Origin of the sequence: Veillonella sp. R32, assembly GCF_010093125.1 — a bacterium.
In the GTDB taxonomy this organism is placed as follows: Bacteria; Bacillota; Negativicutes; order Veillonellales; family Veillonellaceae; genus Veillonella_A.
The window spans coordinates 119,386-132,554 of sequence record NZ_NMZQ01000001.1 but is presented as its reverse complement, the minus strand read 5'-3'; the positions used below and the strand labels follow the sequence as shown (position 1 = coordinate 132,554).

The following is a 13,169-nucleotide window of genomic DNA, read 5'->3' as shown; positions in this document are numbered from 1 at the left end:
AGAATCTCTTCTATGATCAACCCATAAATGGTAAGTTTGGCAGTTTTGGTAACATACCTTTTTTACCTTTACGCATAGATCCCATTTTTTTCATCATTTTTTGTGCTTCTTCAAACTGCTTGATAAGGCGGTTTACATCTTGCACACGAGTACCTGACCCCATAGCAATGCGCTTACGGCGAGACCCGTTCAATATTTTAGGATTCGCTTTTTCTTTTGGCGTCATCGATTGGATAATCGCTTCAATACGGCGAATTTCTTTACTATCTAAATCAATATCCTTTAATTGGTCCTTTATCTTGCCCATGCCTGGAATCAAGCCAATTAAATCTTGGAATTTACCCATTTTACGGACTTGGTTCATCTGCTTTAAGAAATCATCTAAGGTAAATTCATTACGCTGCATTTTAAGCGCTAATTCCTTAGCTTCTTCTTCATTCACCAATTCCTTAGTACGATCAATTAAAGCCCCTAAGTCACCTAAGTCAAGGATACGAGAAGCCATACCTTCCGGCCGGAACTCTTCTAGTCCATCCATCTTTTCACTGGTCCCCATAAACTTAATAGGGCGACCGGTTACCGATTTAATAGAAAGTGCGGCCCCGCCTTTAGCATCACCATCTAACTTAGTCATGACTACGCCATCAATGCCTAACCGCTCATTGAAGGTTTGTGCTGTTTGCACCGCATCTTGACCAATCATAGCATCTACAACCAGTAAAATTTCATGAGGTCGTACGGTCTGTTTGATATTAACTAATTCTGTCATCAGCGTTTCATCAATCGCTAAACGACCTGCTGTATCGATGATAACAACATCTTTTAACATAGATGTGCTAGCTGCAATGGCCTCGCGAGCAATATCCACAGGATTTGCCCCTGGTGCTTCATTAGCAAATACAGGAATATCAATCTGCTTACCTACCACTTGCAACTGTTTAATCGCAGCTGGCCGGTATACGTCAGCCGCTACGAGCATAGGGTGTTTCCCTTTCTTACGAAGATACACAGCTAATTTGCCTGCTGTAGTGGTTTTACCAGCCCCTTGCAAACCAACGAGCATAATTACAGTGGGTGGCTTAGAGGAAATGGTAATACCACTTTGCACCCCACCTAGCAATTCCGTCAATTCATCTTTTACGATTTTAATAACCGTTTGTACTGGATTAAGGGAACCATATACTTCTTCACCAATCGCTTTTTCTTTAATACGATTGATAAAATCCTTAACAACACCTAAGTTAACATCTGCTTCAATTAAGGCTAAGCGCACTTGACGTAAGGCTTGTTTCAAATCGTCTTCGCTAATCTTCCCTTTGCCTTTTAAGGACTTAAAGACTTCTTCCAATTTTTGTGTTAAATTATCAAAAGCCATCTTATCCCTCCATCTGTGCGACTAATTGATATAAAGTATTCGTGGAAGTCTGAAACTCAGCATCCTTCGCACGGCTTTGTAAATGGTCAAGTTCTCTACGCATAGCCGCCACTACGGATTCTCGTTTCTCATATTGAGCGACTAAGTGTAATTTACTTTCATACATTTCTAACAACTGTCTAGCCCGTTGCATATTATCATAAATAGCCTGTCGTGAAACGCCTAATTGTTCGGCAATCTCACCAAGGGACATATCATCTTCATGATGCAAAGCTAAACATTGCTTTTGACGCTCCGTTAATAGAGCGCCATAGAAGTCTAATAGCAAGCTAATCAATACTCGTTCTTCCATGTAACTCACTCCTTCACGGTGTCAAGCTAAAAAACTTTACACGTAATTCTATCAGAGTTAATTACAACTGTCAAGTGTTTTTCCTTAACAGCTATAAAATTTGTATCTAAACAGAAAAACACCACGACGCTCGCTTCGCCGTGGTGCTTTTCTTTCTCGGTAGTGAATATTGAAGTTCAGCTTTATTAACGTAACATAGTTAGCAGCGCTCGTTAATAAAGAAGACTAGAAAATCTTACTAAGTTACTGCTCGCTTCAGTAGCTCAGTTTCGTTCTCTGCAACTAGTATATACCGAGAATTTTATTTTGTGAAATTTCAGTTATTTATATCAGTTATTACTTTTAGCAATAACAAATCAATCGCGCTAAAACTCGCAGTTATAATGATAACAAACTGTGTAAAAAATGCTCTAGTTGATTTTTAAAGTAATTAATTCTTCAGCCAATTATTTATAAATGTATCATAAATGGTACTAGCTCATTACTGTTAGCTTATGCTAACTATTTTACGAGTAACTTATTTTAAGTAACCTTAAAGGTGGAATTCATTTGCATTAACTCAATTTAGCTCGTTTCAAGCGCAAAGAGTTACTTACTACGGCAACTGAGCTAAAGGCCATAGCGGTACCTGCTACAATTGGTGTTAATAAACCTACCGCCGCTAGGGGAATACCAATGCAGTTGAAAATAAGTGCCCAGAATAAGTTTTGACGAATATTGCCCATCGTTTTACGACTTAATGTTACTGCTTGCACAAGAGTCTGTAAATCATTGCGGACTAACACAATATCTGCTGCTTCCACCGCAATATCCGTACCATTGCCAATGGCAAAGCCAATATCAGCTACCGTCAACGCTGGTGCATCATTAATGCCATCACCTACCATGCCGACTACTTTACCGGCTTTACGGAGTTCATCAATCTTACCCGCTTTATCTTGTGGCAACACTTCCGCCATAACATGAGTAATACCTGCCCGATCAGCCATGTATTTAGCCGTACGACGATTATCACCAGTAAGCATCCATACTTCAATGCCGCGCTGTTGTAAACTTTTAATAACAGCCGGTACTTCAGGGCGAAGTTCATCTTCTACAGCCCACAAAGCTCTAATCACGCCACCTACTGCTAATAAGGATACCGAGGCCCCGCGTTCTTCAGCCTGCAATACCTCAGCCTCAATGTAATCTGTTAAATACCCTAATTGTTTCATCCAACGGCTGTGACCTAATTGCACCGTATCTCCGGCTACTACAGCTTCCAAACCATGGCCAGGAACTTCTTTGAAACTACTTACTTCTGGCAAGGTAATATGACCCAACTCCTGTGTGCCATAAGCAGCCATAGCTTTTGCAATAGGATGAGTCGTACAGTTTTCTACAGCCGTCATAATTGCTGTATTAGTCTGCGCGGTCCCTTCAAAATGAAGCGCCTTGCTTACCATCAAAGTACCCTTAGTTAATGTCCCTGTTTTATCTAATACTAAAGCATTCAACTTCCCAGCTCGTTCCAAAAACTCAGCACTCTTAATCAGTATGCCATGTTCCGCCCCTAAACCAGAGCCTACCATGATAGATGTTGGGGTAGCTAAGCCAAGTGCACAAGGACAAGCTATAACAAGAACCGCCGTCCCATGCATAAGGGCTACGCCCCAAGTAGCATCAAAACCAAAGTACCAAACTAAAGCTGTTAAAATAGCCAAGCCAATAACGGTAGGTACAAAATAAGCAGCTACTACATCTGCTACGCGCTGAATGGAAGCCTTTGATGTTTGAGCGGCTTCCACCACTTTAATAATTTGTGCGAGCATCGTATCAGACCCAATTTTTTCTGCACGCATAGTAAAAACGCCTGTTTCATTCACTGTAGCACCAATTACTTCACTATCTACGGACTTTTCAACAGGCAAACTTTCCCCTGTCAGCATAGCTTCATTAACAGCCGACTGCCCTTCTAAAACAATGCCATCTACCGGGACTTTTTCACCAGCACGGACTTGCAATATATCGCCTACTTGTACCTCAGCCGTAGGAATATCAACCCACCGCCCATCACGCTGAACATGCGCTACACTAGGCTGTAAATTCATAAGTTTTTCAAGAGCTTCTGAAGTCCGCCCCTTAGCAACTTCTTCTAACACTTTACCTAATAAAATAAAGGTAATGAGCCAAGCAGAGGTTTCAAAATACATATCATGACTGCCAATATACATGTTATAAATACTAAACACATAGGCTACCGTAGTCCCTAAGGCCACTAGTACATCCATCGTCAAAGAACCACCTTTAATGGCCCCCCAAGCGCCTTGATAAAAAACAAGCCCTGGACCAAACTGAGCAATGGTGGCTAGCACTAATTCTACCCAATGAGGTAACATAGGCCAGCCAAATAAATAATGCCCCGTCATACTAGCCATCATAGGCACGGCCATAATAGCCGCAATAATCATACGATACAATTGAGGTTTATAATTTACCTTCTCTAATTTATGAGGACCTGCGGCGGCCAGACTAGCACCAAAACCTATGCCTGTAATGGCCTTAACAACATCTTCAGGTGTCACCGTACTATTATCAGCATACGTAACGCTCCCCTTACGAGTTAACAAATTAACCTTTACATCCGCTACCCCGTCTAAACGGCTTACCACTTTTTCAACACGGGCTACACAAGCGGCACAATGCATACCTGTAATATCAAATTCATTGCTTCGACTACTCACAATAATCACATCCTTCTAGTCATTTACTTATTTATGTAGCGATTTATAGACACCCATTAATTCTGTAATCGCATCATCTTCGTTGCCCTTTTTAATCGCATCTACTACACAAGAACGGGAATGACTTTCTAGCATGATAAGCCCCACTTGATATAAAGCAGCCCGTACTACCCCAATTTGTTGCAACACTTCCACACAATAACGATGATCGTCAATCATCTTTTCAATCCCCTCGACCTGCCCTTTAATACGACGCAAGCGTCGACTTAATTTATCTATTTCCATATCATTTAACATAATGACCTCCTTACATGATTTATCTATTCACAAATACTCCAAGCCTTAATCACTGCCCTAAACTATCATTTTATTTTCTTAATCGCACTAATTCAGTGGATAAATAAATATGAGTTTCATAGACTCTCAAATATACCCCAGGGGAGTATCTTAACTACCTATTATGTTAAACCTTCTCAGTAAGAACGTCAACAAGGGGGTATTGTGTATTTCTTCAAAATTACGTATCATAAAATAAAGTCAGTATATACTCTATAGGTCAAACAAAACTGTATAACCACGACCTTTTAGTATCTTAAATGCAAGCCCTATTGATAGTATCTATCAATGACTAATTTATATATTTTAACAGGGGGTATCCATGGAATCTTATATTACAGTTAGCGAAGAACATCGCATTGAATATATTGTTGAAAAATCCCGCTTCATTGCCACCGCTATTCCGTGTACAACGGAAAATGAAGCCCAAGCGGCTATTGCGCGCATTACCAAAGAATTTTGGGATGCCACACATAATTGTACGGCTTATGCGTTAGGCCCCCGCCAAGAACGACAGCGCTCTTCAGATAACGGCGAGCCCTCCGGCACCGCGGGCAAGCCGATGTTAGAAGTATTAAAAAAAACAGGCATTACCAATACTTTGATTGTGGTGACCCGATACTTTGGCGGCATTAAATTAGGGGCCGGTGGTCTCATCAGAGCGTATGCCCATAGTGCAGCTGAAGCTATTCATAGCGCCCCTAAAACTTTACATGCCCCCAGACAACTGATTAGCATTACCATTGACTACGGTTTGTATGGTGCTGTGGAGCGATATTTACAAGACGAAAATTATTACTATGAAACTAGTTTTACCGATTCTGTAGCTATCACTATTTATGTAGAACCGCAACGATTAGACCAACTAGCAACAAGTTTAGCTAATTTAACCAGTGGCCAACATAATTGGACTTTATTGGAAGAAAAACTGGTAGCCCTCCCCTATAACGATACCTCTAATTAACGGGCTAAATAAGAATCATCTTTTCACCCTATTAAAATATATGACACCACTAACTACCTAGTTACTAATACGTGGAGGGTTCTTTATACCTACGGGGGTAATGACAAATACCGTTTCCCATAGTACAATAAAGTAAATACAGTATAAAGTAGTACGCCCACGCTACATTGTCATGACAATCTTACTTGTATAGGCAGGGAGGATTCTCATGGACACATCATATTATTACAACTTCATTATTTTAGTACAAACTGGCAATATGACACAGGCAGCTAATATTTTACATATCACACAACCTGCCTTAAGCAAACAGCTTAAATATTTAGAAGCTGAGTTTGGTACGCCCCTCTTGCATATAAAACGCGGTCAACGAGGGGCTAATTTTCGTCTCACCGAAGCAGGGCGTATTTTTTATGAAAAGGCACAACAACTTTGTGCTATTGAAGAAGCTGCTTACGAAGATGTAAAACGCTTGAATTCAGCTGTAGAAGGCACCTTGCGCATTAGCTCTTCTGCGTCCCGTTCCACCGGTCTTATTCAACAATATTTACAAGCCTTTTCTCACAAATATCCATCGGTGCACTATGAAATCTACGAAGGTCTCATGAGTGACGTAACAGAATCCTTACTAAATGGTCGATCTGAAATTGGCTTATGTAATTCTCAAATGGTAGATACCAGCCGCTTTGATATTCTTTTTACCCAGCCGGAATCTTTGTATGCCCTATTTCGCAATGACATATTTTGGAATACTCAGGAAAAAGAAAGTCTTACCTGGGAGGAAATTGCCCGTTGCCCGATTAGTTTATCCGGTGGCTCCGTACGAATGCTCATGCAAAGTGCAAGCCGCTTATTCAATAATTTAAACGTAATCTCCGTAACGACAACCAAAAGTTCAGCCATTGAATGGGCTCAATTAGGACGAACGGTAGCCATCATCCCTATGGATGTCCAAGAAAAAGTACACGGTCGTAAAATGACACGCATTCGGTTACCAGAACTTGCTACGGGCTTTCACAAAAGCTTTATTACCATAAAAGGCCATAGCCCCTCCTTAGTAGCCAAACAATTCTTAGAATTTTATCAAGGCATAATGTAAGTGAGCCTATCTTTTTAAAGGCACTTTAATATGTAAAAGCTAAACATTTCATATCTAAAAAATTGAATGTTATGCAATTATATGGTATACTATGGGTAGTAGTTACTTGTAACCACTACCCTTTCATTATTTCTGTGTTGATAATACGTAAAGGATGAATAACTATGAAAGAAATTTTAGGTTTCCACTTAAACGGTTGTCCTTATTGCAAAAATGCATTTAAAGCAATTGAAGAATTAAAAGCTGAAAATCCAGCTTATGGTAATATTAAAATTAATTGGGTAGAAGATCAGGATGCTCATGAATTATTCAAAACTCACCCTTATGAATATTACCCAAATCTTTGGTTTGATTTAGATAAACAATATGAAGCTAAACCAGGCGAGAGCTATGAAGAAACTAAACAATTAATTAAAGCAGTTTTTGACAAAGCTCTATAATATACCTTACAGTAAGTATAATAAAAAGCTATCACAAGCGATGTAATATCGACTAGTGATAGCTTTTTTATTATTTCCAATACCCCTTATTAGCGCCGCACCACTAATCCACCTGTACTAGCTTTAATCCTCAGTAGTGCGTTCTTTTGAATTAACTTTATTTAATATGTCTATAGTACGATTCATAATCCCACTTTGTAACTGACTATATAATGTTTTATCACCAATTACATAAAACTCTTTTTTAGCCCGTGTAGCCGCAACATTCAAAATATTAGGTTTAGCTACCGCCCAACGAGCAGCTCCCACACTAGCCTGATCCGCTCCCAGTACTAAGTAAACAATATCAGCTTCCTTCCCCTGAAATGTATGAACAGTACCTACATTAGTAGGTCTATTTTTATCGGTTTCACTATACTGAGTAAACTTTATCTGCTTTAAAAGGGCCGCTAAACATCTAGCTACGTTTTTAAAAGGCGAGATTACGTATATAGAATCTTTCAAAGAAGGATTCTCTGCCAAACGTTCCTTAATACACTGCACTAAAAACTCGCCTTGCTCAGCCACATATTTCTGTACAGCCTTACCTGGTACATGATACCATTGCGCCTGTATATGTGCATTAGCATTCAATTTCCCCTGCACCATCTGACCATTATAAGCAATTTCATTAGCAATAGAAAACATCGGTTCATTACAACGGCGATGAACCCATAAAGGAATCCCTATCCACGTAGTACTATCCTTATAATAGCCAAATGGACTGGCTTCATCAATAATAGTTTGCACAGAAGCCGTGCTAGATATGTACTTAGCACTAACACCATATGTATTGGCAATTAAGCCTAACACCATGGAGTCTAATGTCATAACTGGCTCAATCTGCATAGGGTCACCTACTGCAATAACTCGTTTACTGCGAATCAAACCACCAATACACGCATAGGGTAAGGCTTGACCAGCTTCATCAATAAACAAATTGCCAATCATACGCGCTTTAGCCACATCAAACATACGCCCTAAACTAGCAAAAGTCGTACTCACTACGGGAATAACTAAATTTAACCATTCCCATGCCGCCGCTAATATATTAACTCTATCCGCTGTTTTATACGCATTACGCTCTAGCCAAATGGCGGCCGCCATCGCTACCGCTTCACGATTTTCATACAAGAATTGTTTACGCACTTGTAATGCCAAAATAAATAACTCCGTTTGTTTCTGACGAAACGCTTCATCAAACCAAGGATTACTCATTTGTAAGGCTTCATAAGACGTGGAAAAGTTTAGTCCCTCCATAGTTGGAAACAAATCATCTTGCGCGAAGCCTTTACTTGCCTTTAGCTCCTCATATTTAGTTTTTAATATCTCTAACTCTCGCTTTCTAAACTGTTGCCATTCCTGCAATTTGATCCACTCTTTACTTACTTCTTTCGCTAAGCTAGCCTGTTTCGTAAATAAAGATTTTGATGCAGTTATAGCACTTTGTAATTCCGCTTCTAATTGATCTCGCTCAGCAATTACAGCTTGTAATTTTGTATCTAATTCTGTTAAATCTGCTAAAGGATCCGCTAAAAATTGCTCTTGCCATTCTCCTTGTAAAATATCAATTTGACCATGAATATTAACCAACCGAGCTCGTACTTCATTGGTTCGAACTGCATATTGCTCTTTTAAGGCACTCGTATCTTTTACGGCTTGTTGCGCTGACGCCTGTAAGGCTTGCCATTTAGTCTCGCGTACCTCATTATCCCGCGGAAAATCAATCTTAGCTTGCTCATAAGCTGCTTTTACCCGTTCTAATTCATACATTCGTTCATAGTATGCTTGTTGTTGATTCTGCCAATCTTTTACAGCTTTATAAGTAGCTAAAAACATATTATACACTTTAGGATTTGGCATATAGTCATGTTCCAAATAATATGCTACGCCTTGTACTTTCTCTAATAAAAGCTTTAACTTACTAGCTGTGCCACCTTCAATAGCAAATAAGCCCCAATTCGACTCTAAATCATTTTTGCTGTAATGCTCTGGAAAAAGACTCATAGGCTCTATCGTGTCTATATCACCGTCTACTAAGGTAGCAAAATCAGCCTCAGATAAACCATTGTTCTTAATAACACTCGTTTCAAGTATATTCTCGTCACCAAGGTCCTTAGATACGTCAACTTCGTCGCTATTAGCAATTTTGCGCTCATTCACCGAAGGCATAATTCCATTAGAAATATCACGAAAATAATCACATTGTAATAAACTTTCACGAAAGCTTTCACTTATATTAGCCACTTTAGGTAATTCCAGCATAATATTTTGAATAGCACCATTATTGGAGCTAGCTACCAAAATGCCTTTATCAGTAATAGTTTGAGGCAAAACTTCAATTCTACTATCTCTATCACCAATACATTCTGTAATGCGACGTTTTTTCATAGTGCTCATCTCATACGCTTGAGTTACTACAAAATCGGCAAATACATCCTTTAATAACGTTGTTTTCCCCGTACCTGGTGGCCCATTTACACTAACCAACGGTTCATTATTAGCACGAATGATATTCACTGCTACTTGTTGCATAAGTGATAAAGAAAATTTAGTTTCCGTAGGATATCGCCCACAAGGATACCTCTTAGGTTCCAGTAATTTACGTAAAGTCTCACCAGCAAATCGGTTAGAGTTCTTATGGCTATCCAAATTAACTCGCTCTTGTTGAGTACCATATAAATAGGCCATCAAATTACGATAACTATATCGTTTGGCAACCTCTAAATCAGCAATAAAAAATGAATGAAGTGATAAATTACTATCACTCATAACGTGGTCATTAATTTTAAAGTAAATAGTTTGATCGTCCAAATGCCACTCTTTAATAATACGACGTATGGCATAGTCAAAATTACTTTCAAACAATGTGCTTAAACGCTTACCTAAGTCACTTTCCGCCGTTGCTACGGTTTCTGGCGAGTCAGGTAAAATCTTATGCTGACGAATATAAGTACTAACTGGTAAAAATACGGCTGACTCATCCACCATTTTTAAATCATAATTTAAATTAAAAGCCATGCCAAACTTAGGCGTACGATAACCGCTCACTTCCTCATGAGTCGCTTTAAAATTATATTGCTGTCGCAATACAGAGATAACCTCCGAAAAAGGGTAACGTCCTATGAAAATCGTTACCCCCACCGGTGGTTTCCGTTTAAGTCGCTCAATAGCAATTTCTAACTTTTTTCGTAACGCCTGATGTTTCTCTGATTCGTCTAAAGTCGCTAATTTAGCCTCTAATTGTTCTCTTTTCTTTGACCATCGCGACGAAATAGTCTGTGCCACCGCTTCCATTTTCGTGACCAACGTATTTTTTAAGGCATTCATATTGCGTTTCAAAAATGGGGTCAATTCTTCAGTCTCTAAAGTACCTTCCGCCAATTGTTCTATGAGAATCCACGCATTTAAAATGTCATTTTTATGATCGCGGACTGCTTTTTTCATATGAGGTCTAACGTTTTCCTTATAGCTGACCATACTCTCTCCACCTACTAGTTCTTACAGTATCTATTATGTATATTGTAAAAAAGAACATATAGACTGTCAACATAGTTTATTCGAAAATATAGTCGCTATTTTGCAACAAGTCAAAAGAAAGTTACTTAGAAGTAACATAAAAAGAACCTAAAGTAGATGAATACGCCTACTTTAGGTTCTCTTATACAATTAAGCATGGTAGCTTTAATTATGTATACTGTTTTATTCAGTTATATCTTATTTACGTTCTTTTACTTCTTGTAAGATATCCCCTAAGAAGTCTTCCCATTTAACAGCACCTTTTTCGCCTTCTGAGCGACTACGAACTGCTACAGTGCCGTCTTGTTCTTCTTTGTCCCCTACCACTAACATGTAAGGCACTTTTTCCATCTGTGCCTGACGAATCTTGTAGCCAATTTTTTCACTACGGTCATCCAATTCAACACGAATATAGGCTTTTTTGAAAGCATCACGCAATTTCTGAGCATATTCTACATGTTTTTCACTAATAGGCAAGATTTTAACTTGTACTGGTGCCAACCAAGTTGGGAATGCACCTGCATAGTGTTCAATCAAGATGCCAATAAAACGTTCCATCGAACCGAAGCAGGCACGGTGAATCATGATAGGTTGATGTTTTTGACCATCTTCCCCAATGTATTCCATGTGGAAACGTTCAGGCAAGTTCATATCTAGCTGAATAGTACCACACTGCCAAGTACGACCAATGGAATCACGAATATGGAAGTCTAATTTAGGACCATAGAAAGCACCGTCCCCTTCATTGATTTGATATGGGATTTGTTTTTCTTCAATCGCTTCACGAAGCGCATTAGTCGCCGCTTCCCAAATAGCATCGTCCCCCATAGCATTATCTGGTTTAGTACTTAATTCAACAGTGTAAGTTAAACCAAATTGGCTATAAATGCGGTCAAACAATTCAATAACACTGATTAATTCTGATTTAATCTGAGATGGTAACATGAATACATGGGCATCATCTTGTGTAAAGCTACGTACACGGAATAAACCATGTAAAGCACCAGATAATTCATGACGATGCACAAGACCAAGTTCAGCCATACGAATTGGCAAATCACGATAGGAATGCATTTCATTCTGATATACCAAAATACCACCTGGGCAGTTCATTGGTTTAATAGCATAATCTTCATCATCAATAGTAGTGGTGTACATATTTTCACGGTAATGGAACCAGTGACCAGATTGTTCCCAAAGCTGACGGTTTAAGATGATTGGCGTACGCACTTCTTCATAATCGAAATCATGATGTACTTCACGCCAGAAGTTTTCTAATTCATTGCGAAGAGCCATACCTTTTGGTAAAAAGAATGGGAATCCTGGTCCTTGTTCTTTAAGTACGAAAAGGCCTAATTCTTTACCTAATTTACGATGATCGCGACGAGCCGCTTCTTCTAATAAATGTAAGTATTCTTCTAATTCTTCTTTCTTTTCAAAAGCAGTACCATAAATACGTTGTAACATTTTATTTTTTTCATCGCCACGCCAGTAAGCCCCTGCTAAGCTCTGTAATTTAAACGCTTTTACTTTGCCAGTGGATGCTACATGTGGACCAGCACAAAGGTCTACAAATTCACCTTGACGATATGTAGAGATTTCAGCATCAGCTGGTAAATCTTCAATTAATTCAACTTTATAAGCTTCCTTCTTTTCTTTGAATAATGTAAGTGCTTCCTCACGGGAAATCACTTCTTTTTCAATAGGGAAATTAGCTTTAACAATTTTCTGCATTTCAGCTTCAATTTTAGCTAAATCTTCTGGTACCAACACATGTTCCATATCAATATCATAGTAGAAACCATTTTCAATCGCTGGCCCAATAGCAAGCTGTGCATCTGGCCAAAGACGTTTAATAGCCTGTGCCATAATATGGGACGCACTGTGGCGTAAAGTGTCTTTACCACCTTGTTGTTCAAATGTTAAAAAGCTAACGTGAGAACCATCTTGTAAGGCTTCACGTAAATCAGTCAATTCACCATCAACCTCTGCGGCTAATACTTTCTTAGCTAAGCTATTGGATAATTGCTTAACGGCTTCTCCTAAAGTAGTGCCCGCTGCATAAGAACGTTCACTGTTGTCAGGTAAAATAATTTTTACTTCACTCATGGTTATTCCTCCTTAGAAATCAGCTACACCGGCGGGACACGTTGTAACTACACAATATATCTTGGTTCAATCAGCTTACTCAGTATAGCCTAAACGAGCTTGATATGGCCCTAAACTCTTAGCTATTACTCTAAACTAACTGAACATCAAAAAAGACCTCCATCCCGACAAGGGACGAAGGTCTCGTGGTTCCACCCTAGTTAGTCATCTACA

At 39.1% G+C, this 13,169-nt stretch carries 9 protein-coding genes; 3 read left to right on the top strand and 6 right to left on the bottom strand.

What is annotated here, in order from left to right; translation table 11 throughout:
• Positions 1-16: 16 nt before the first annotated feature.
• From ffh to VER_RS00575, 4 genes are all read right to left on the bottom strand, one after another.
• Entirely contained in the window at positions 17-1,375 is a 1,359-nt protein-coding gene (gene ffh / locus VER_RS00590; protein ID WP_162098955.1) for a signal recognition particle protein, read from the bottom strand.
• A 1-nt stretch (position 1,376) separates the two neighbouring features.
• The gene (locus VER_RS00585) at positions 1,377-1,727 is read right to left on the bottom strand and encodes a putative DNA-binding protein (RefSeq protein ID WP_162098954.1); all 351 of its coding nucleotides are present in this window, start codon (positions 1,725-1,727) and stop codon (positions 1,377-1,379) included.
• Between the two features lie 554 nt (positions 1,728-2,281).
• Positions 2,282-4,450 carry a cation-translocating P-type ATPase gene (locus VER_RS00580; RefSeq protein WP_162098953.1) on the bottom strand — a complete coding sequence of 723 codons (2,169 nt, stop codon included), beginning with the start codon at positions 4,448-4,450 and terminating at the stop codon, positions 2,282-2,284.
• A 27-nt stretch (positions 4,451-4,477) separates the two neighbouring features.
• Positions 4,478-4,747 (bottom strand): metal-sensitive transcriptional regulator, encoded by a 270-nt coding sequence (locus tag VER_RS00575; RefSeq protein WP_162098952.1) that lies wholly within the window; start codon positions 4,745-4,747, stop codon positions 4,478-4,480.
• Between the two features lie 361 nt (positions 4,748-5,108).
• Here VER_RS00575 and VER_RS00570 point away from each other — a divergent pair, with 361 nt between their 5' ends.
• The 3 genes from VER_RS00570 to VER_RS00560 all read left to right on the top strand — a co-directional run bounded on the left by VER_RS00570 (position 5,109) and on the right by VER_RS00560 (position 7,289).
• Positions 5,109-5,750, top strand: a complete 642-nt coding sequence (locus VER_RS00570; RefSeq protein WP_162098951.1) for a YigZ family protein — start codon at positions 5,109-5,111, stop codon at positions 5,748-5,750.
• 208 nt (positions 5,751-5,958) lie between these two features.
• Positions 5,959-6,849 carry a LysR family transcriptional regulator gene (locus tag VER_RS00565; protein ID WP_162098950.1) on the top strand — a complete coding sequence of 297 codons (891 nt, stop codon included), beginning with the start codon at positions 5,959-5,961 and terminating at the stop codon, positions 6,847-6,849.
• Between the two features lie 164 nt (positions 6,850-7,013).
• Positions 7,014-7,289: a glutaredoxin gene (locus VER_RS00560; RefSeq protein WP_115309992.1), complete on the top strand. Its 276-nt coding sequence runs from the start codon at positions 7,014-7,016 to the stop codon at positions 7,287-7,289.
• A gap of 123 nt (positions 7,290-7,412) precedes the next feature.
• Here VER_RS00560 and VER_RS00555 read toward each other — a convergent pair whose 3' ends face one another.
• Together VER_RS00555 and thrS are read right to left on the bottom strand one after the other, a co-directional pair.
• Positions 7,413-10,808 (bottom strand): AAA domain-containing protein, encoded by a 3,396-nt coding sequence (locus tag VER_RS00555; protein ID WP_162098949.1) that lies wholly within the window; start codon positions 10,806-10,808, stop codon positions 7,413-7,415.
• Positions 10,809-11,045: 237 nt separating this feature from the next.
• A complete protein-coding gene (gene thrS, locus VER_RS00550; protein ID WP_162098948.1) occupies positions 11,046-12,956 on the bottom strand; it encodes a threonine--tRNA ligase in 1,911 nt (636 codons plus the stop codon).
• Positions 12,957-13,169: the final 213 nt, after the last annotated feature.

Coding starts and splice junctions, on each gene's coding strand:
- ffh (WP_162098955.1), bottom strand. CDS start 1,375: ATGGCTTTTGATAATTTAACACAAAAATTGGAAGAAGTCTTTAAGTCC.
- VER_RS00585 (WP_162098954.1), bottom strand. CDS start 1,727: ATGGAAGAACGAGTATTGATTAGCTTGCTATTAGACTTCTATGGCGCT.
- VER_RS00575 (WP_162098952.1), bottom strand. CDS start 4,747: ATGTTAAATGATATGGAAATAGATAAATTAAGTCGACGCTTGCGTCGT.
- VER_RS00570 (WP_162098951.1), top strand. CDS start 5,109: ATGGAATCTTATATTACAGTTAGCGAAGAACATCGCATTGAATATATT.
- VER_RS00565 (WP_162098950.1), top strand. CDS start 5,959: ATGGACACATCATATTATTACAACTTCATTATTTTAGTACAAACTGGC.
- VER_RS00560 (WP_115309992.1), top strand. CDS start 7,014: ATGAAAGAAATTTTAGGTTTCCACTTAAACGGTTGTCCTTATTGCAAA.
- VER_RS00555 (WP_162098949.1), bottom strand. CDS start 10,808: ATGGTCAGCTATAAGGAAAACGTTAGACCTCATATGAAAAAAGCAGTC.
- thrS (WP_162098948.1), bottom strand. CDS start 12,956: ATGAGTGAAGTAAAAATTATTTTACCTGACAACAGTGAACGTTCTTAT.